Annotated in this window: 18 protein-coding genes, 2 tRNA genes, 1 pseudogene and 1 riboswitch; of the genes and pseudogenes, 4 read left to right on the top strand and 17 right to left on the bottom strand. The window is 65.3% G+C overall.

The genetic code is table 11. From position 1 onward, the window contains the following. Positions 1 to 25: 25 nt before the first annotated feature. The 7 genes from E5554_RS10590 to E5554_RS10620 all read right to left on the bottom strand — a co-directional run bounded on the left by E5554_RS10590 (position 26) and on the right by E5554_RS10620 (position 5,477). Positions 26 to 1,762 carry a DEAD/DEAH box helicase gene (locus E5554_RS10590; protein ID WP_004207897.1) on the bottom strand — a complete coding sequence of 579 codons (1,737 nt, stop codon included), beginning with the start codon at positions 1,760 to 1,762 and terminating at the stop codon, positions 26 to 28. Positions 1,763 to 2,078: 316 nt separating this feature from the next. After that, the gene (gene rplA / locus E5554_RS10595; RefSeq protein ID WP_004207896.1) at positions 2,079 to 2,777 is read right to left on the bottom strand and encodes a 50S ribosomal protein L1; all 699 of its coding nucleotides are present in this window, start codon (positions 2,775 to 2,777) and stop codon (positions 2,079 to 2,081) included. A gap of 4 nt (positions 2,778 to 2,781) precedes the next feature. Continuing rightward, positions 2,782 to 3,213, bottom strand: coding sequence for a 50S ribosomal protein L11 (rplK, locus tag E5554_RS10600; RefSeq protein WP_004207895.1), 432 nt, complete (start codon positions 3,211 to 3,213; stop codon positions 2,782 to 2,784). Between the two features lie 269 nt (positions 3,214 to 3,482). Continuing rightward, the gene (nusG, locus tag E5554_RS10605; RefSeq protein WP_004207894.1) at positions 3,483 to 4,019 is read right to left on the bottom strand and encodes a transcription termination/antitermination protein NusG; all 537 of its coding nucleotides are present in this window, start codon (positions 4,017 to 4,019) and stop codon (positions 3,483 to 3,485) included. Between the two features lie 36 nt (positions 4,020 to 4,055). Beyond that, positions 4,056 to 4,259, bottom strand: coding sequence for a preprotein translocase subunit SecE (gene secE / locus E5554_RS10610; RefSeq protein ID WP_004207893.1), 204 nt, complete (start codon positions 4,257 to 4,259; stop codon positions 4,056 to 4,058). A gap of 173 nt (positions 4,260 to 4,432) precedes the next feature. Continuing rightward, positions 4,433 to 4,508, bottom strand: a tRNA-Trp gene (locus E5554_RS10615). A gap of 63 nt (positions 4,509 to 4,571) precedes the next feature. Further along, entirely contained in the window at positions 4,572 to 5,477 is a 906-nt protein-coding gene (locus tag E5554_RS10620) for a YihY/virulence factor BrkB family protein (RefSeq protein ID WP_099231805.1), read from the bottom strand. A gap of 159 nt (positions 5,478 to 5,636) precedes the next feature. On the opposite strand from E5554_RS10620, the gene E5554_RS10625 reads away from it, so the two are divergent. Further along, positions 5,637 to 6,785, top strand: coding sequence for a diguanylate cyclase (locus E5554_RS10625; RefSeq protein ID WP_136186742.1), 1,149 nt, complete (start codon positions 5,637 to 5,639; stop codon positions 6,783 to 6,785). Positions 6,786 to 6,862: 77 nt separating this feature from the next. Here E5554_RS10625 and E5554_RS10630 read toward each other — a convergent pair whose 3' ends face one another. The 6 genes and pseudogenes from E5554_RS10630 to E5554_RS10655 form a co-directional block, all read right to left on the bottom strand. Continuing rightward, on the bottom strand, positions 6,863 to 8,086 hold the full coding sequence (locus E5554_RS10630; RefSeq protein WP_136186743.1) for a dihydroorotase: 1,224 nt from the start codon (positions 8,084 to 8,086) through the stop codon (positions 6,863 to 6,865). Further along, positions 8,083 to 9,078 (bottom strand): aspartate carbamoyltransferase catalytic subunit, encoded by a 996-nt coding sequence (locus tag E5554_RS10635; RefSeq protein WP_004207889.1) that lies wholly within the window; start codon positions 9,076 to 9,078, stop codon positions 8,083 to 8,085. The genes E5554_RS10630 and E5554_RS10635 overlap by 4 nt, the downstream gene beginning before the upstream one ends. 54 nt (positions 9,079 to 9,132) lie before the next feature. Next, positions 9,133 to 10,743 (bottom strand): NAD(P)/FAD-dependent oxidoreductase, encoded by a 1,611-nt coding sequence (locus E5554_RS10640; RefSeq protein ID WP_136186744.1) that lies wholly within the window; start codon positions 10,741 to 10,743, stop codon positions 9,133 to 9,135. A gap of 27 nt (positions 10,744 to 10,770) precedes the next feature. Then, entirely contained in the window at positions 10,771 to 12,024 is a 1,254-nt protein-coding gene (locus tag E5554_RS10645; RefSeq protein ID WP_136186745.1) for an aromatic ring-hydroxylating dioxygenase subunit alpha, read from the bottom strand. Between the two features lie 83 nt (positions 12,025 to 12,107). After that, positions 12,108 to 12,623, bottom strand: coding sequence for a phosphoribosyltransferase family protein (locus E5554_RS10650; RefSeq protein WP_010336332.1), 516 nt, complete (start codon positions 12,621 to 12,623; stop codon positions 12,108 to 12,110). Next, positions 12,620 to 13,613, bottom strand: a pseudogene (locus tag E5554_RS10655) (bile acid:sodium symporter family protein). The gene E5554_RS10650 and the pseudogene E5554_RS10655 overlap by 4 nt, the downstream one beginning before the upstream one ends. 98 nt (positions 13,614 to 13,711) lie before the next feature. Here E5554_RS10655 and E5554_RS10660 point away from each other — a divergent pair. Next, entirely contained in the window at positions 13,712 to 14,470 is a 759-nt protein-coding gene (locus E5554_RS10660; protein ID WP_010336334.1) for an enoyl-CoA hydratase, read from the top strand. A 24-nt stretch (positions 14,471 to 14,494) separates the two neighbouring features. Here the strand turns inward: E5554_RS10660 and E5554_RS10665 are convergent, their stop codons facing one another. Further along, positions 14,495 to 15,397, bottom strand: coding sequence for a DMT family transporter (locus E5554_RS10665; RefSeq protein ID WP_010336335.1), 903 nt, complete (start codon positions 15,395 to 15,397; stop codon positions 14,495 to 14,497). A 27-nt stretch (positions 15,398 to 15,424) separates the two neighbouring features. Between E5554_RS10665 and E5554_RS10670 the strand changes: the two genes are divergently transcribed. Then, positions 15,425 to 15,991: an XRE family transcriptional regulator gene (locus E5554_RS10670; protein ID WP_247594422.1), complete on the top strand. Its 567-nt coding sequence runs from the start codon at positions 15,425 to 15,427 to the stop codon at positions 15,989 to 15,991. A gap of 212 nt (positions 15,992 to 16,203) precedes the next feature. Here E5554_RS10670 and E5554_RS10675 read toward each other — a convergent pair whose 3' ends face one another. The 3 genes from E5554_RS10675 to E5554_RS10685 all read right to left on the bottom strand — a co-directional run bounded on the left by E5554_RS10675 (position 16,204) and on the right by E5554_RS10685 (position 17,884). Next, entirely contained in the window at positions 16,204 to 16,614 is a 411-nt protein-coding gene (locus E5554_RS10675; RefSeq protein WP_125987625.1) for a hypothetical protein, read from the bottom strand. Between the two features lie 267 nt (positions 16,615 to 16,881). After that, the gene (locus E5554_RS10680) at positions 16,882 to 17,205 is read right to left on the bottom strand and encodes a hypothetical protein (protein ID WP_010338154.1); all 324 of its coding nucleotides are present in this window, start codon (positions 17,203 to 17,205) and stop codon (positions 16,882 to 16,884) included. A gap of 169 nt (positions 17,206 to 17,374) precedes the next feature. Continuing rightward, a complete protein-coding gene (locus E5554_RS10685; RefSeq protein WP_136186746.1) occupies positions 17,375 to 17,884 on the bottom strand; it encodes a MarR family transcriptional regulator in 510 nt (169 codons plus the stop codon). A gap of 162 nt (positions 17,885 to 18,046) precedes the next feature. Here E5554_RS10685 and E5554_RS10690 point away from each other — a divergent pair. Further along, positions 18,047 to 18,121 (top strand) — tRNA-Gln (locus E5554_RS10690). A gap of 177 nt (positions 18,122 to 18,298) precedes the next feature. Next, a riboswitch (cobalamin riboswitch) is annotated at positions 18,299 to 18,511 on the top strand. Positions 18,512 to 18,703 lie beyond the last annotated feature (192 nt).

Genomic DNA, 18,703 nt, shown 5'->3' on the forward strand with positions numbered 1-18,703 from the left:
TTTTTAGGACGTCATGTCGCCGGCCTTAGCCGCGCGGCTTGCGCGGGCCGCCGGGGCGCTTGGGTCCGCCCTTGAAGGGGCGGGGGGCGTAACCGGCCGGACGCGGGCCACGGTCGTTCGAGCGATTGCCCTGGCGGCGATTGTCGCGGGCCTGCTCGCGCGGGGCGCCGTCGATCATCTCGAACGCCACGTCGGCGCCCTCGTCATTGGCCTCGCCCGAGCGCTTGACGGCCGACATGAAGCGGCTGGCGATCGCGCGCGGGATTTCGAACATGGTTTCGTTGGTGGTGATACGGATCGCGCCGATGTCGCCGCGCGACACATGGCCGCGGCGGCAGATCAGGGGCAGGATCCAGCGCGGATCGGCATTCTGGCGACGGCCGATGTCCATGCGGAACCACTGGGTGTCCTCGAAGCCCGGACGCGGCCCTTCCTGGCGCGGCGGGGCTTCGCTGCGGTCCAGCAGTTCCTCGGGCGCGGGCAGTGAGGCGCGGGCGCTCTTCACCAGCATCGCGGCGATTTCCTTGGCCGACTTTTCCGCCAGCAGCTCGGCGCCCAGCGCCCAGTCGGCCTCGTCCAGCTCGGCCTTTTCCATCAGGGTCGAGCGCAGGCGGGCATTGTCCTGTTCCAGGATCGCTTCCTTGCTGGGCGGGGTGCCCCATTCGACGGGGATCTTGGCGCCACGCAGCATCGATTCGACACGGCGGCGACGCGGATAGGGGACGATCAGGACGGCGGTGCCCTTCTTGCCGGCGCGACCGGTGCGGCCCGAACGGTGCTGCATCGTCTCTGCGTCGCGCGGCAGTTCGACATGGACCACCAGCGTCAGGCTGGGCAGATCGATGCCGCGCGCGGCGACGTCGGTGGCGACGCAGACGCGGGCGCGCTTGTCGCGCAGCGCCTGGAGCGCGTGGTTGCGCTCATTCTGGCTATGCTCGCCCGACAGCGCCACGGCGGCGAAGCCACGCTCGGTCAGGCTGCTATGCAGGTGGCGGACATTGTCGCGCGTGGCGCAGAACAGGATCGCGGTTTCGGCTTCATGATAGCGCAGCAGGTTGACCACCGCATTCTCGATGTCCGACGGGGCGACGGTGACGGCCTGGTAGCTGATGTCGCCATGGCCGCGTTCTTCGCCCACGGTCGAGATGCGCAGCGCGTCCGACTGATAGCGCTTGGCCATCGCGACGATCGGCTTGGGCATGGTGGCCGAAAAGAGCAGGGTGCGGCGATCTTCCGGCGCGCTGTCAAGAATGCCTTCCAGATCCTCGCGGAAGCCCATGTCGAGCATTTCGTCCGCTTCGTCGAGGACGACGGTGCGCATTCCCGACAGGTCCAGCGCGCCGCGTTCCAGATGGTCGCGCAGGCGGCCGGGGGTGCCGACGACGATATGGGCGCCATGGCTGAGCGCGCGGCGTTCCTTGGCGGCGTCCATGCCACCGACGCAGGTGGCGATGCGGGCGCGGGCGGCGCCATAGAGCCATTCCAGCTCACGGCTGACCTGCAACGCCAGTTCGCGCGTCGGCGCGATCACCAGCGCCAGCGGCAGGCCGGCGACGGGCAGCTTGTCGCCGCCGGTCAGCAGTTCGGCGGCCATGGCCAGGCCGAAGGCGACGGTCTTGCCCGAGCCGGTCTGTGCCGACACCAGCAGGTCGCGGCCCTGCGCTTCGTCCTGCGTCACTTCGGACTGGACCGGGGTCAGGCTTTCATAGCCCTTGGTGGTCAGCGCCTGGGCGAGCATGGAGGGGAGATGTTCAAAAGACATTTTTTCGTTTTCCATCGGTAAAGCGACCCGCCATTCCCGACGGATACGTGAAGACCTGCCATGCTCCCGCCGTGGAGAGCCCAGGGGTAGGTCGCGTCCCTGGTTCCAAAATCCTCCCCTTGTCGGGGGAGGGGGACCGTCGACATCGCCGACGGTGGAGGGGTGTCCCCCTATGGCGCAGGCGGCGAATGCCCCTTTGCCCGGCCTTGTGGCCCTCGGGCCGCTTCTTGAACGAGCGGCTGGTCCTATAAAATAAGAAGGCCGCCTTCCCCCGCAAGGAGGGAAGGCGGCCCCTTTAATTCTTATCCCAGCGGGATCAGATCGAGGCGACTTCGGCCACGTCGACCTTCACGCCCGGACCCATCGACGACGACAGGGCGATCTTGCGGACATACTTGCCCTTCGAGCCCGAGGGCTTCGCCTTGACGATCGCGTCGACGAACGCGTCGAAATTCTTGCGCAGGTCTTCAGCCGAGAAGCTCGACTTGCCGAGGCCAGCGTGGATGATGCCGGCCTTTTCGACGCGGAATTCGATCTGACCACCCTTGGCGGCCTTCACGGCTTCGGCGACGTTCGGCGTGACGGTGCCCAGCTTCGGGTTCGGCATCAGGCCCTTGGGGCCCAGAACCTTACCCAGGCGACCCACCAGACCCATCATGTCGGGGGTGGCGATGACGCGCTGGAAGTCGATGTTGCCGGCCTGGATCGATTCGAGCAGGTCTTCGGCGCCCACGATGTCGGCACCGGCGTCGAGCGCCTGCTGGGCCTTGTCGTTGCGGGCGAACACGGCGACGCGAACGTCCTTGCCGGTGCCGGCGGGCAGGGTGACGACGCCACGGACCATCTGGTCGGCGTGACGCGGGTCAACGCCCAGGTTGATCGCGATTTCGACGCTTTCGTCGAACTTGGCGGTGGCGTGGGTCTTGATCAGGCCCAGCGCTTCGTCAACGCCGTGCAGCTTTTCGCGGTCGATCGCGGTCGCCAGGGCCTTTGCCTTCTTGGTCAGCTTTGCCATGGTCTTAGCCCTCCACCACTTCGAGGCCCATCGCGCGAGCGGAACCTTCGATGATCTTCGTTGCAGCGTCGATGTCGTTCGCGTTCAGGTCAGCCATCTTCGCCTGGGCGATTTCGGCGAGCTGGGCGCGGGTGATCTTGCCAGCGACGACCTTGCCCGGCTCCTTCGAGCCCGACTTCAGGTTGACGGCCTTCTTGATCAGATAGGTGGCCGGCGGCTGCTTCGTCACGAAGGTGAACGAACGGTCCGCATAGACGGTGATGATGGTCGGCAGCGGGGTGCCCTTGTCCATCTTTTCCGTCGAGGCGTTGAACGCCTTGCAGAATTCCATGATGTTCACGCCGCGCTGACCCAGGGCAGGGCCGATCGGCGGCGAGGGGTTGGCGGCTCCGGCGGGCACCTGGAGCTTGATATAGCCCGTAATCTTCTTGGCCATTTTCACTCACTCTATAGCTGGTAAATCTGCGGACAGATTCACCGGTTCAAGTTTAGCGGTCTAGCGGCTCCCGCAAGGGGAACCTCCCGCACATGTCCAGCCGCCCCGTGGGGAGGCATGGAAGCGCGGCCCTATAGCGACCTTCTTGTCCAAAGGGAAGGGGGAGTCTGTCATTCGGTCGATTCGGCCGAAAGCGCAGGGCTTCCCCAACAAAAAGGGCCGCCGGCTGAAAAGCGGGCGACCCTTTTGAACAGCCTTGCGGCGGCTGGTTACTTCGACAGTTCGACCTGTTCGAAGTCCAGTTCCACCGGGGTGGCGCGACCGAAGATCGACACCGACACCTTGACCCGGTTCTTTTCGAAATCCAGTTCCTCGACCACGCCGTTGAAGCTGGCGAAGGGGCCGTCCAGCACCTTGACGCTGTCGCCGATTTCGTAATCGACATTGACCTTGTGCTTCGGGGCGGCGGCGGCTTCCTTCTGGGCGCCGAAATAGCGGGCGGCTTCGCTCTCGCTGATCGCCTGTGGCTTGCCCGACGAACCCAGGAAACCGGTGACCTTGGGCGTATTCTTGACGAGGTGATAGACGTCGTCGTTCATCGCCAGCTTGGCAAGGACATAGCCCGGCATGAACTTGCGTTCGACCTGGACCTTCTTGCCGCGCTTCACTTCGGTCACGGTCTCGGTCGGAACCTCGACCTGCTCGACCAGTTGCGACAGGCCCATGCGCTCGGCCTCGGTCAGGATCGATTCCTTGACCTTGTTCTCGAAGCCCGAATAGGCGTGGATGATGTACCAGCGCGCCATGTTACCGTCTTAAACTCCCTTTTGAACGCCTAGCGTTCAACGACCCGATGCGAGGCTCAGCAGCCACTGGACGATCGCACCGAAGAAGGTGTCGATACCGAAGAAGAAGATGCCCAGCAATGAGGTCATGATGACGACCATGATTGCGGTCATGATCGTTTCACGGCCGGTCGGCCAAACGATCTTCTTCGCTTCGGTCTGCACCTGATTGACGAATTCGCTCGGAGAAGTCTTCGCCATCGCGCTGTCAGCTCACCTTCAAAATCAATACCAAAGCGCGAAACGGCGGTCCGCCCTCCCGTTTCCCGCGATAAGTCGGTGTCGGGGGAGGCAGTCGCGCTTCGCGACCGATGCTTCGCTAAGCGCACTTAGCCGCGAACCCGTGATTGTTCAAGGTTCGCGGCTAGTTCGCTTGGCAGGAGTGGAGGGACTCGAACCCACGGCATTCGGTTTTGGAGACCGACGCTCTACCAACTGAGCTACACTCCTGCACTGGCCCGAGCCAGCGAAGGAGGGCGCTTTAGCGTGGCCTATCGGGGAGGGCAAGCGACTTTATGCAACTTCTTCAACAAGAATATGCGCGCTGGTCTGACGCTCCGCCTCCGCGTTGATCTGGGCGCCCAGCAGCACGATATAGGCGGAGACGAACAGCCAGAGCTGCAGGATCACCACGGCCGCGAGCGAACCGTAGGTCTTGTTATAATCGCCGAAGGTCGAGACGTAGAAGGAGACGGCCAGCGTCGCCACCAGCCAGAACAGCGTCGCGGCGATCGATCCCACGGTCAGCCATTGCCATTGCACCCGGCGGCGATGCGGGCCGAAGCGGTAGATCAGGCCGAAGATGCTGCTGGCGAGCAGGCCGGCGCAGATCCAGGTCGTCGCCTTGATCGCGAACAGCACGCCCGGTCCCCAGTTGGTCAGCAATTTCTGGAGCAGGCCGATGATCGTCGCGGTCACGACGCCGGCGACTACGACCAGCACGGCGGAAAAGGTGATTCCCATCGACACGCGATAGAAGGCGAAGATGTTGCGGCCTTCCTTCTGCGCATAGACGATGTTGAGCGCCTCCATGATCGCGGAGGCGGCGCGGGTCGCGCCATAGACCGCCAGGCCCAGCGCCAGGAACAGGCCGAAGCCGATCGCGGGCTTGCGTGCGCTGACCATCCCCAGCAACTGGTCGTTGATCAGCTGGGCGGCATCGGCGGGCACGACGGTGATGATCGCCTGCATGTGGCGAGCGACGATCTGCGGGTCGCCGACCAGACCATAGGTGAGGACGACGGCGGCCAGCAGCGGGGCGATCGACAGGAAGGCATAATAAGCGACGCCGGCGGACAGCAGGCCCAGATGATTGGCCGACATGGCGGCATAGACGCGCTTCAATATCTCCCACCAGGCACGCGGCGGGATTTTCCATGGCGCATCGACATGCACCTGCTGGGCGATCGTTTCGGTCATGATTATCCCCTGCTGAACAGGGGTAGCGCCTGAACGGCGATAGGGTTCCCTGATTCGCCTCCCTCATGGTTTTCCCCGGTTAGGGTTTCCCGTTGTTGGAGGATTAACCTCCTTTCGCTACCAACGGCCGCTCGCAGCGAGGCGGCAGGGAGCGGACAAGTGGCGGAAAAGCGCTGGCAACAGCGGCTGAAGGGCTGGGACGGCCCGTTCACGGCACCGGTGCCGGACAGCGCGCGCGAGGCTGTGCTGGATACCCAATATCGCCGTTTCCATCAGGCGCTGCCGCTTTTGTGCCTGCTGATCATGGCCAATGCCGTCGCGATGGCGCTCGCGGTGATGGGCGATCTGCCCTTGTGGCAACAGGTGACGCCGCCTGCGCTGATCTTCCTGGCCTGTGCGATATCCCTGCTGCGCTGGCGCGGCGTGCCGATCGCGACCGACGCCAGGGTGCAGGCGCGCAGCCTGAAGCGGGTCGCGCATGTCGCGACCGGGGCTGGACTGGTGGCGGGGCTGTGGGCGGTCAACGCCTTCACCGAAACCGAAATCTATTATTGCATGGTGGCGCCGGTGTTCATTGGCATCGGCGCGCTGGTTGCGGCGACGACCCTGCTCAGCGTGCCGCGCGCCGCGATCGGGGCGATGGGCGCGGCGGTGTTGCCGATCCTGGTGAAGATGGCGCTCTATGACAATCTGGGCGTGCGGGCGATGGCGGTGATGATGGCGATCGTCACGGTGATGCAGGCCAATCTGGTGCTGGGCAAGTTTCGCGAGACGGTAGCGATGCTGGTGTCGCAGCGTGACCTTGCACGGCTGGCCGGCACCGATGCGCTGACCGGGCTCGACAACCGGCTGAGCTTCATGCGCGCGATCGAAGAACGGGTGGAGCGGGGCGCGGCCTTCAGCGTGCTGCTCGCCGATCTTGACGGCTTCAAACAGTGCAACGATCAGCATGGCCATCAGGCAGGGGATATGCTGCTGACATCCTTGGGCGGTCGGTTGCGGGCCTTGATGCCGGACGCGGTGAGCATTGCGCGGCTGGGCGGCGACGAATTTGCGCTGCTCCATGATGCGGAAACCGATGTCGACGCCCTGCATCGGCGCATGCCGGGCATCCGGCAGGCGATCGCCGCGCCGGTGGGCTGGCAGGGGCGCAGCCTGTCGGTCGGCAGCAGTTTCGGCATCGCCAGCTTCCCGCAGGACGGGGCGGAGGCCGCCGCCGTCCTGCATGTCGCCGACACGCGGCTCTATGCGGACAAGCGGCAGCGCAAGGGGCGGCGGCCCGGCGAGTTGCAACGCCAGTCCGCTTAGGCCTTGATTCAAGGAATAGAGCCTGATTCACGCCATCGGTGAAAGCGCCGAGCGCTTCCACCTCCGACGATCAGGCTCTAGAAAAACTGCCCGCCTTTCATGATGCGGCGCGCGCGGCCCTGCACCGGTACCTTGTCGAACGGCGTGTTGCCGGCGGAGGCCGCCATCTTCGCCGAATCGACGATCCATGGCGCGTCGGGATCGACCAGGATCAGGTCGGCGGCGCTGCCGGGCGCAAAGCTGCCGGCATTCACGCCCAATATCTTCGCCGGATTGGCGCTGAGCAGGGTCATCAGCCGGTTGAGGCTGACATGCCCCTCGCGCACCAGGTTGAGCGAGAGCGCCAGCAGCGTCTCGGCACCGGCCATGCCGGGCGATGCGTCGGCGAAGGGCAGGCGCTTGTCCTCCGGCCCGCGCGGATCATGGCCTGATGTGATGACATCGACCGTGCCGTCGGCGACGGCGGCGATGCTGGCATGGCGATCGGCATCGGATCGCAGCGGCGGCGACAGGCGCGCAAAGGTGCGGAAGTCGGTCATCGCCTGATCGTTCAGGAACAGATAGGCCGGGCTGATGCCGCAACTGACCTTCAGCCCCTCCGCCTTGGCGGCGCGGATCAGGTCGAAACCGGCTTTGGTCGTGACCAGACGGAAATGGATGGCGGCGCCGGTTTCGCGCGCCAGCATGATGTCGCGCGCGATCGCCATCGCCTCGGCGCAAGCCGGGGCATGGGCAAGGCCCAGGCGCGTCGCAGTCTCGCCGCTGGTCGCCACCGCCTTGGCGGACAGGCCGCCATCCTCGGCATGGGCGATGACGGTGAGGCCAAGGCCCGAAGCGTAGGAGAGGATGCGCAGCATCACGCCCGAATCGGCGATCCACTGGCGACCGGTGCCCACCGCCTTGGCGCCGGCGATCTGCATCAGGCCCATTTCGGCCATTTCCGTGCCCTTGAGGCCGCGGGTCGCGGCGGCGATCGGGTGGACCCAGAAGTCGGGCTTGCCCGCGCGGGTCGCTTCCCGGATCAGGCCGACCTCGTCCAGCGGCGCGCGCTGGTCGGGCATCAGGGCGGCGCGGGTGATGCCGCCGAAGTGGAAGGCGGGCTTGTCGGTGGCGAAGACGCCCAGGTCGATGAGGCCCGGCGCGACCACCAGCCCGCCGGCATCGACCTGCTGCGCATCGGCAGGAATGTCGACCGCGCCGGTGGCCAGGATGCGATCACCTTCGATCAGGACGGTGCCGGGGACAAGGGCGTCGCCCGCCGGATCGGCCAGCTTGCCGTTGACGATTGCGATCCTGCTCATGCCCAGCCTTCCACACCGCGCGCCGTGCGCGTCAAAACATCTAGGCACGCCATGCGTACCGCCACGCCCATCGCCACCTGTTCGGTGATCGCCGACCGATCCGGATCGTCCGCCACCGTGCTGGTGATCTCGACGCCCCGGTTCATCGGGCCGGGGTGCATGACCAGGGCGTCGGGCTTGGCGATCGCCAGCCGTTCGGGGGTCAGGCCGTAAAGTGCATGATATTCGCGCGCCGACGGGATGAAGGCGCCGTCCATCCGCTCATTCTGCAGGCGCAGCATCATGACGACATCGGCGCCATCCAGCCCGTCTTCCATCCGGCTATAGGGGGTGGCACCCAGCATCTCGACCTCGGGTGGCAACAGGGTGGGCGGGGCGACCGCACGCACCTGCGCGCCCAGTGCGGCGAGGCAGAGCATGTTGGATCGGGCGACGCGGCTGTGGAGCACATCGCCGCAGATGGCGACCACCAGCCCCTCGAACCCGCCCTTGCGGCGGCGGATGGTGAGCGCATCGAGCAGCGCCTGCGTGGGATGCTGGTGCCAGCCATCGCCCGCGTTCAGCACCGGGCAGTCGACCTTGTCCGCGATCAGCGCGACCGCGCCGGAACTCGCATGGCGGATGACGATCACGTCGGCGGCCATGGCGTTGAGCGTCATGGCGGTGTCGATCAGGGTCTCGCCCTTCTTCACGCTGGACGTAGCCGCGGCCATGTTGACGACGTCGGCGCCCAGCCGCTTGCCGGCGATCTCGAACGACAGCAGGGTGCGCGTGCTGTTCTCGAAAAAGGCGTTGATCTGGGTCATGCCCGCCAGCCGGTCGTCATGCTTGCGCGCCTGGCCCTTGTTGGTGCGGGCCCAATGTTCGGCCTCGTCCAGCAGGAAACGGATTTCCCAGGGCTTGAGGTCGGCGATCGACAGCAGGTGCCGGTGCGGGAACAGCGCCCGGCCGGTCAGCTCGGGCGTTGCATCAGGAATGAAGATGTCGGGCATGAGCCGGGTCTTTAGGCCAGGCTTTCGGTTGGGGCAAGGCGGGGAAAGACCCGATCAGGCCCGGCCGCGCCATTTCCCCCACAGGGCGCGATCCTTCAGCACCTCACGCGCGGCATTATGGCCCGGCGCGCCGGTGACGCCGCCGCCCGGATGGGTGCCCGCGCCGCACATATAGAGGCCCTTCACCGGCCCGCGATACGCGCCATGCCCCAACACAGGCCGCGCCGCCCACATCTGGTCCAGCGTCAGATTGCCATGCATGATGTCGCCACCGACCAGGCCGAACTTGCGTTCCAGGTCGAGCGGCGAATGGATCTGGCGGGCGATCACGCTCTTCGCAAAGCCCGGCGCATGGGCCTCGACCGTGGCGATGATATGGTCGGCCGCTGTCTCGCGCTCATGGTCCCAGTTGCGCCTATCAGGCAGTTCGGGCGCGAATTGCTGGCAGAAGAGGCTGGCGACATGGCATCCCTCGGGCGCCAGGCTGTCGTCGATGGTCGACGGGATCAGCATCTCGACGATCGGCGCCTTCGACCAGCCGTCGCGCTTCGCGTCCAGATAGGCGCGGTCCATATAGTCGAGCGTTGGCGCGATGATGATGCCCGACTGGTGATGCTCGCCAATGCCGGGCAGACAGGTGAAGTCGGGCAGGGCGGACAGCGCGACATTCATGCGGAAGGTGCCCGATCCCGCCTTGAACGCCCTGATCCGCTTCAGGAAATCGGCGGGTAGGTCGGCCGGCTGCATCATCCGCTCATAGAGCAGCTTGGGGCCTACATTGGCGATGATGCTGGCACCCATCACTTCCTCGCCGCTGGCCAGCTTCACGCCGACGGCGCGGTCGCCATCGACCAATATATGCTCGACCGGCGCCTCCAGGCTGATCTCGACGCCCATCGCCTGCACGACCTTCGCCATGGCTTGGGTGATCGTGCCCATGCCGCCGACGCTGTGGCCCCAGGCGCCCTTCTTGCCGTTCACTTCGCCGAACACATGGTGCAACAGCACATAGGCGCTGCCCGGCGTGTCGGGAGAGGCGAAATTGCCGACGACCGCGTCGAAGCCGAAGGCGGCCTTGACCGCCTCGCTCTCGAACCAACTGTCGAGGAAGGTTCGGGCCGATTTGGTGAACAGGTCCAGCACGTCACGCTGTTGCTCGATATCGAGCCCTGCGACGCGGCGGCCCTGTTTCAGCGCCTCGACCACCATGGTCAGGCCATCGCCGACATTGGGCGGGCTTTTGAGCACCAGATCGCGGAGCACATCGGCCACCACTTCCAGCGCGTCATAATAAGCGGGCAGGGTCGCGGCATCGCGCGCGCTGAACCGGGCGAACTCGGCCTGGGTTCGCTCCAGCCCGCCGCCCAGCTTCAGATAGCCGCCATCGGGCTGGGGCAGGAAATTGCTGATCGGCCGCTCGATCACGCGATAGCCATGATCGGCCAGCTTCATGTCGCGGATGACCTTGGGATTGAGCAGGCTGACCGTGTAGCTGGCGGTCGAGTTGCGGAAGCCGGGGTGAAATTCCTCGGTCACCGCCGCGCCGCCGACGACATCGCGGCGCTCCACCATGCGCACCTTGTAGCCGGCACGGGCGAGGTAGAAGGCGCAGACGAGGCCATTATGGCCCGCGCCGATGATGACGGCGTCATAGGCTTTGGTCACAACATATCCCTCCCCGAAAAAGCGCCGTCATCCCCGCGTAGGTGGGGATCCATCTCCAGCCATCTCCCCATAGGTGAGGTCGGGGGATGGATTCCCGCCTGCGCGGGAATGACGAGAATCATGATAGTCGAAAGACCATCCCATTTTCGGCGCGCGATGCTGACGCGCCTGCGGAATGATGGTGCGCATCCGCGCGCAGAAATGGCGCAGCGCGACCTCCTGGTCGCTCAGCGGACCGACGGTGAAACTGTCCGACGCCATGCCCGCCTGCACGCGGGCGACAAGTTCCGTATCCTCGGCATTGACCTGGCGGTTGATGCGCCAGTTGAGATAGCGGGCCGCCTTCATCTCCCTACGGTCATCGGGCAGGGCGTAGCTGATCTCGCGGATCAGCGTCTGGGTCGGCGACACCGGCAGCCACTGCATGAAATCCACCTGGTCGGGATAGATGTCGAAGGCGAAATTGGGCCAGAGCTTGAAATAGGTCCAAAGCCGCTGCCGATCGGGCGGAAGATGCGGGACGGCCGGCAGGAAATGCTGATAGGCGCGCTCGGACAGGTTGGCGGACGGGCGGTCGAGGATCGGCCCCCACATCTTGTCGGCATAGGGGCTGGCTTCGACGCCATAGCCATCGCCCATCAGCCGCTTGAGGCCGGGATGGGCGACGGCGATGTGCAGGCCGTCGGAATAATTGTCGCCGATATTCTTCCAGTTCACCGCACGCGGGCGCAGCGTGACGCGGCCAAGCGCGCGCAGTTCGGAAAAGCGATAGGGCGCGATCTCGTCGACATAGGGCGCCATCATCTGCGCCACCGACGGTCCGCCATCATCCTCCAGCCGGACGAACAGGAAGCCGTGGAAATTCTCGATATCGACGGGGGAAAGTCCATGCCTGGACCGGTCGAGATTGCCATAGCTGCCCGCCATTGGCAGGCCCGTCAGGCAACCGTCCAGACCATAGGTCCAGGCATGGTAGGGACAGACCAGCTTTCTGGTGCGACCCGAGGGCCCGTCCACTAGGCGCGCGCCGCGGTGGCGGCACACGTTGGTAAAGGCGCGGGCTTCGCCGTCATCCCCGCGGATGACGATGATGCTCTCGCCAAGATAGTCCAGCACATGGAAATCGCCCGGTGCTGGCAGGTCGCTGTCATGGGCGACGATCTGCCAGCTCGGGCGGAAGATGCGAAGGGTTTCGACGGCGAAAAATTCGGGATCGCTATAGGTCCATGCCGGCAGGCTATAGCCCGCGTCCGGATCCGGTCCGCATCCCGTCTCGCCCATCTACCCCGCATGCCCCATTGCAGTTGTACGCTCGTATAACGAGCGGGCGGGGAATTTCCATTATATTTTTGTGACAGCTATTCTCAGCTGGTCCGTTCGGGCACTTCGCCCCAGTCGGACAGGATCGACGCGCGGCTGGCGACCGCTTCCCAGGGGAAGACGAACCAGTCCTTGGTGACGATGCGGTCGATCGTGGTCGCGCGATATTCGACCTTGGCGGCCGAGCTGACATTGTCGATCAGCACGGCAAAGCGCAGATGATCGGCCGGCGCGCCGGCCAGCGCCGCGCGCAACTGGTTGATCGTGCGGCCGCTGTCATTGATGTCGTCGACGAACAGCAGGCGCGATCCTTCGAGCGCCATCGCCACCAGCTTGTCGAGCAGTTCGTCGCAAAAGCCCACGACCTGGGCCGACAGGTCGACCGACAGCATCGGCTGGCTGATGGCGTGGGACAGATAGGTGGCCGGCACCAGCCCGCCGCGCCCGACGCCGACAATATAGTCGGGCCGCCAGTCCGATTTGGCGATCGCGCCGGCCACGGCGTCGATGTGGGAGAGGAAGCTCTCCATCGGAATGTCGGTCAGGATCGGTTGGGTCATGATATGGTTGCCATCTGCGAATCGGCCCTATCGGCCGCCTGCGCCCCATAGCGCCGTGCCAGCAGGGCACAAGCCATCAGCTGAATCTGGTGGAACAGCATGACCGGCAGGATGATCGGCCCGACGGCCGCTGCGGGGAAGAGGACGCCGGCGATCGGCACGCCCGAGGCAAGGCTCTTCTTCGAGCCGCAAAATTGCAGCACGATCGCATCTTCGCGGGAAAAGCCGAGCAGCCGGCCAAGCCCCCAGGTGAAGAGCAGCACGATCACCAGCATGGCGATACAGAGCAGCGCGAGCAGCGCCAGTTCCGCGCGCGAGACCCGGTGCCATAGCCCTTCGACCACCGCCGCGCTGAAGGCGGAATAGACCACCAGCAGGATCGAGGTGCGATCGACCCGGCCGACCAGCGTCTTGTGCCGCGACACGAAGCCGCCGATCCAGGGGCGGGCAAGATGGCCCAGCACGAAGGGCAGCAGCAATTGCAGCATGATCCCCTCGACCGAGGAAAGGGAGATGAGGTTGCTGCCGCCCCGCTGCATCAGCAATGCCACCAGCAGCGGCGTCAGCACGATGCCGAGCAGGTTGGAGAAGGACGCGCTGACCACGGCGGCGGCGACATTGCCGCGCGCGATCGCGGTGAAGGCGATCGAGCTTTGCACCGTCGATGGCAGCAGCGCCAGGAACAGCAGGCCCGCGCGCATATTCTCCGGGATCGCGCCGATCTGTTGCAGCAGGATGCCGACCAGCGGGAAGAAGAGGAACGTCGTGCCCAGAGTCGCGAGATGGAGTTGCCACGCCTTGGCACCGCCCCAGATCGCCTCGCGCGACAATTTTGCCCCATGCAGGAAAAAAAAGCAGCACGATGCCGGCATCCGCAACGATGGATGCGACATGGGCGCCCTGGCCGCGGGCGGGCAGGACCGACGCTAGGGCAACGGTGCAGAGCAGCAGGACGAGGAAGGGATCGAGGATCAGGCGCAGGCGAGTCATCATGTTTCCGGGCATAGGGAAGGGGCTTGGAAAAGGATAGACGCCGCCCCATCCTCTGGGCCAACAGCCTTGGCACAGAGTATCGGGAGAGAATTTGCGTGAGCGACCATATCGCCATCATCGAGACGAACGGCGTGCTCGAAATCCATATCGACCGGCCCGACAAGAAGAATGCACTGACCGGGCCGATGTATCGTGCGATGATCGCCGCGCTGGCCGATGCGTCGAGCCGGCCGGAGATTGGCGTGGTGCTGTTCGCGGGGCGGGGCGACGCCTTTTGCGCCGGTAATGACCTCAAGGACTTCATGGCCGGTCCGGAGGGCGGGGCCGCCGCCTTCGATTTCATCAGCGCGATTGCCGCCTTCGACAAGCCGATCGTCGCGGCGGTGCAGGGGCTGGCCGTGGGCGTTGGCACGACGATGCTGTTCCATTGCGACCTGGTCTATGCCGCGCCCGACGCGCGCTTCGTCATGCCCTTCGTCAATCTGGGCATCGTGCCGGAGGCCGGCTCCAGCCTGCTCGCGCCCGCGATCATGGGGCATGCCAGGGCGGCGGCGATGCTGATGCTGGGCGAGCCGATGGATGCGGAAGGGGCGGATCGCGCCGGTTTCGTGACGGCGATCGTGACAGGGGACGCGCTGCTCGACCATGCCCGCGCCAAGGCGGCGGCGCTGATGGCCAAGCCGCCCCAGGCGCTGATGGCGACGCGCCGGCTGATGAAGGGCGATCCCGCCGCCTTGCAGGCCCGGATCGCGGAGGAGGCGCGCCTGTTCCGCGAAGCGCTGGCCTCGCCCGAAGCGCAGGAGGCGTTCATGGCCTTCTTCGAAAAGCGCGCGCCGGTCTTCAAGCGGGCCTGATCGAAGCGTGGCCGGGGGAAGGGATCAGTCCTTGCCCCGGCGCTCGAACTTCAGTTCGCTCACGATCACGGCGGCGATGATCAGCAGCGCGCCGGCCAGCGCCGTGGCGGGCTGGCGGTCGCCCGCGATCCGGCCCAATATCCCGGCCCAGACTGGCTCGCCGGCATAGATGAGGGTCGCGCGGGTCGGCGATACGGTGCGCTGCGCCCAGTTCATCACGAACTGGATCAGCGCCGTCATAGCGCCCAGGCCACAGGCCGACAGGATCACCGTCCAGGAAAAGGGCGGGATCGCCTCACCCATCGGCGCCATCAGGCCGAAGGCGAGCAGCGACGTGACCGCCAGTTGCACCAGCGTGACGCGGGCAATGTCGACCTTGCCGGCCCACAGGCTGATGAAGATGATTTCCAGCGCGATCGCCAGCGTGCTGATGAGCGTCAGCGCCTCGCCCTTGCCCAGCGACAGCCCTTCGCGCGGGGCGGCGATCAGGATCAGGCCGGCAAAGGCCAGCGCGACGCCGACCCAGCTGGTCCAGCGCGGCCGCCGCCGCAATATCGCCCATTGGAGGATCGGCACCAGCGGCACATAGGCGGCGGTGATGAAGGCGGATGTGCTGCTGGATATGGTCTGCAGCGCCCAGGTCTGGAGCGTGTAGCCGCAGAAGATGCCAAGGCCGATCATCGACCCGGCCAGCAGTTCGCGCGCCGTCAGGCCGCGCAACACCGGCCAGGCGAGCGGCAGCGCGAGCAGCGCCGCCGTGCCGAAGCGCATCCCCACGAAGAAGAGCGGCCCGCTCTGCTGCATGGCATGATGCACGATCAGGAATGTCGCGCCCCACAGCACGGTGATCCCGATCAGCGCGAGTTCGGGACGGCCGATCATCAGCCGGGGCGCAGGGCTCTTGTCGAGGGCGGCATTGTGCAACATAATGCACATCGCGTTATGAGCAATATATTGCACAGTCAAGTCGAAGTCCCGCGCCCGGACGTTCTTTCCCATGTCGCGGGCAATATCCGCCGCCTGCGCGCCGCCAAGGGGCTGAGCCAGGATGCGCTGGCCAGCGCGGCCGGGGTCAGCCGACGCATGCTGGTGGGGATCGAGAGCGGCGAGGCCAATGTCAGCCTGTCGACGCTCGACCGGCTGGCGCAGGCGCTGGACGTCAGCTTCTCGCACGTCGTGCGCGCGCCCGACATGCCGGATAATAGCCGGATCGATACCCTCGCCTGGCAGGGCGAGGATGCGCATAGCCGCGCGACCCTGCTCGGCACCGTGCCGGCCGCGCGCGAGGCGGAGCTATGGACCTGGTCGCTGGCGCCGGGCGACCGCTACCCGGCCGAGGCGGACGCCGCCAACTGGCACGAGATGCTCTATGTGGTGGAAGGGGTGCTGACGGTCGAGATGGATGCCGGCACGCGCACGATCGCGGCGGGCGACTTCCTCATCTTCAGCAGCGACCGCCCCTATGTCTTCGTCAATCGCGGAACGGACCTGCTGCGCTTCGTGCGCAACGTGGTGTTCTAGGCAGCGCGGACGAATGCCGGGAGGGGCGGGGTGCGGACTGGCCCTTGTCCCGTCATGCCAGCGAAGGCTGGCATCTCAGGCCGGCGCACGCGGCATAAACGGATAGCGCTAGACGGCTGGCCTCTTTCTGCTGCCGCCTGATACCCCAGCCTTCGCTGGGGTGACGGAGTTGGGTGGGAAGGGGACAGTCGGCTATCTTTCGAGGAACGCGCTTAGCTGTCGTTCCCGATCCCTTCATATTTTATGCCATCCGGCAGGGCTGTCATCGCCTTTAAGCGTCCGTCTCCGAGATAGATCAGATAGCAATTACCGGCGAAAGACACTCTTCTGGCTATTTCGCTACTGGGACATGCGAGTGCGAGGCGATCAATTTCCACTTTGGACCAGCTATAATTGAGCCTGCCATCCTTAATTTTGATGCCCTTAATTTCCTGAATCCAGTGCGCTTGAGCAAACGGCATTGCTCGACCAGCCCTGATGGGAAATGGCGCGGACCAATAATCATAGTCCTGATGAAGATATTGAACAGAGATGGGCCTTGAAGCGTGATTATCTACAATGGTCGGCCAAGCATCACATGCCGGCAGAAGCAAGAGTGTTGCAATCGCTAGGAATGTCCGCATTCGATAAATCTATGGCGTTCCGTTTGCGGCCGCAAGTGGTCGAATTCCGACAATTTCCACATCCGTCACCCTGACGAAAGTCAGAACCCATTCTGGGCTACGGCGGATGGGGAGCGCTGAAGCGATCCCGGATCAAGCCTGTCCTGAGCCTGTCGAAGGGGCCGGGATGACGAAGAGGGAAATAGCCACTTCCAGTCGCGTCCAGGCCGCCCGGATATAGCCTCGCGGCCCGAGGCCGGGCCTCCCCATGGGGAGGCCCGGCACGTCTCAATGGCTGTCGTTGCGCAGGTCCTTGCCGGCCTGCTCCAGCGAGGCGCCGACATCCTGCTTGGCTTCCTTGCCCTCGCGCTTGGCGTCGTCGGCCGCCCGGTCGGTCGCGGCGCCGATCCGGTCCGCGCCATTGTCGATCGCGGCGCCCGCGCGGTCGAGGCCGTTGTCGATCTTGGCGCCGGCATCGTCGACGGCGTTGCTGACGTCATTGCCGATCGCGGAGCCGGCATTTTCCAGATTGTCCGATGCCTTTTCCGAACAGGCGGACAGGCTCAGTCCCAGGGCGGACAGGGCCGTGATGGCCAGAAGGGGTGCGCGCATGATGTCTCCTCATTGCGTTGGCAAGGCTTGGGCAGCGCCGCATCATATCTGACGCGGCGCTGCCTAATCTCTTGTTGTCGCATCGTTTCAAGCGGAAAACCGGTTCCCACTTTTCCGCACGACGCTCCTAAAAGCGCGGCAGCGGCCATAAGGTTGCGTGGTTTCGCGATCAGCCGCCGCTGAGGCCGAACACCATCGACCGGTCGGCATCGGGGATCAGACCCTCCATCACCCGCCAGAAACCGGTGACGGAACCCTGTCCGGCCTGGGCATAGGCGGCCGCCATCTTCTCGCGCAGCGCGCGGAAAAGCTCGGCCTCCAGTGCGCGGCCGGCGGCGCTGAGGCGCAGCAGTTTCTGCCGCCGGTCGCTGCTGCCGGGCCGGGTCTCGATATAGCCGCGCTCGATCAGGTCATTGAGCACCCGGCCGAGCGATTGCTTGGTGATCGCCAGCAGGCGCAACAGATCCTTCACCGTCAGGTCAGGCTGGCGCGAGATGAAATAAAGGGCGCGGTGATGGGCGCGGCCCAGGCCCTGCGCCGCCAGCCCCTCGTCGATCGAGCGGGTGAGCGCGGAATAGCCGAAATAGAGCATCTCGATGCCGCGCCGGATTTCGTCCTCGCGCAGGAACAGCGGCGAGGCCGGTGCGATCTGGCTGGGCGAGGGGGTTTGGACGGACATCGGTGCGGGTTTCCGGCTGGAGGGGAGGGGGCGTGGCGTTGATCCCTAAGATGGGTTGGGCGGGAAGGAAAGGGAAAGGCGAAGTCCATCGTCAGGAGGGCTTTTCTTTCGTGCATCAGCCGCTATATGGCGGTCCCGCGCTGACTTGGATCGGCGCATTGCTGGGGCGTCGCCAAGCGGTAAGGCAGCGGCTTTTGATGCCGCCATGCGCAGGTTCGAATCCTGCCGCCCCAGCCATAATTTTCGGTATCCGACGCCGCGTCGCTTTCCTTGCTTCCGGTTTCCGTTTCGGCATCTTCCGTCGGTATGCCTTGGGCGTCGAGCCGGCAGCGGGACTGCCGATACCCATTCCATGTCTTGGCGAAGCCCGATGTTTCGATTAGGGCATCATCGATGCGCCGGTTCATACTGGCGCATTGCATAACTGACGCCGGTGTTCCGCAAGGAACTTAATCGGGAATGCGGTGCGGGGGCCTGGCCCCTTATTCCGTGGCTGTCCCTGCAACTGTAAGCGGATAGCGCGATGCACGAGCCCATGAGGGCAGCCACTGGACAGAGCGTCCGGGAAGGCGTGCATCCCGCAACGACCCGCGAGCCAGGAGACCTGCCGGCGTTTCGGTCGCTCTTGTCCTGACCCAGGGATTGGTCATGGCACGGTCTCTCTTCCGTCTGGGCGGCGAAGCGTGTGGCTGGGGCTGCACGGCCGCGTGGTGTCGGGCGCCTGTCGCGCCTGCCTGCCGCCTCGCGCCGACCGGCGATGCCGGCAAGCCCCGCCTGGTTGCGTCCCGGCGCGCGGAGGATGTGCCTGTGAGCCAGACC

Origin of the sequence: Sphingobium sp. PAMC28499 (genome assembly GCF_004795815.1) — a bacterium.
Classification (GTDB): Bacteria; Pseudomonadota; Alphaproteobacteria; order Sphingomonadales; family Sphingomonadaceae; genus Sphingobium; species Sphingobium yanoikuyae.